General features: G+C 54.8%; 1 protein-coding gene. It reads left to right on the forward strand.

Annotated elements, in window-relative coordinates:
• Positions 1-932, forward strand: a 932-nt coding sequence (tuf, locus tag CWM58_RS27860) for an elongation factor Tu (protein WP_100682227.1), incomplete at both ends; no start/stop codon positions are given.

The raw sequence follows: 932 nt of genomic DNA on the forward strand, positions 1-932 counted from the left end.
GACACCCCGACTCGCCACTACGCGCACGTAGACTGCCCGGGCCACGCCGACTATGTTAAAAACATGATCACCGGTGCTGCGCAGATGGACGGCGCGATCCTGGTTGTTGCTGCGACTGACGGCCCGATGCCGCAGACTCGTGAGCACATCCTGCTGGGTCGTCAGGTAGGCGTTCCGTACATCATCGTGTTCCTGAACAAATGCGACATGGTTGATGACGAAGAGCTGCTGGAACTGGTTGAGATGGAAGTTCGTGAACTGCTGTCTCAGTACGATTTCCCGGGCGACGACACTCCGATCATCCGTGGTTCTGCTCTGAAAGCGCTGGAAGGCGACGCAGAGTGGGAAGCGAAAATCATCGAACTGGCAGGCTTCCTGGATTCTTACATCCCGGAACCAGAGCGTGCGATTGACAAGCCGTTCCTGCTGCCGATCGAAGACGTATTCTCCATCTCCGGTCGTGGTACCGTTGTTACCGGTCGTGTAGAGCGCGGTATCGTTAAAGTCGGTGAAGAAGTTGAAATCGTTGGTATCAAAGAAACCGCGAAAACCACCTGTACTGGCGTTGAAATGTTCCGCAAACTGCTGGACGAAGGCCGTGCTGGTGAGAACGTAGGTGTTCTGCTGCGTGGTATCAAACGTGAAGAAATCGAACGTGGTCAGGTACTGGCTAAGCCGGGCAGCATCAAGCCGCACACCAAGTTCGAATCTGAAGTGTACATTCTGTCCAAAGACGAAGGCGGCCGTCATACTCCGTTCTTCAAAGGCTACCGTCCGCAGTTCTACTTCCGTACTACTGACGTGACTGGTACCATCGAACTGCCGGAAGGCGTAGAGATGGTAATGCCGGGCGACAACATCAAAATGGTTGTTACCCTGATCCACCCGATCGCGATGGACGATGGTCTGCGTTTCGCAATCCGTGAAGGCGG

The organism is Klebsiella sp. H-Nf2, assembly GCF_002806645.1.
In the GTDB taxonomy this organism is placed as follows: Bacteria; Pseudomonadota; Gammaproteobacteria; order Enterobacterales; family Enterobacteriaceae; genus Klebsiella; species Klebsiella variicola.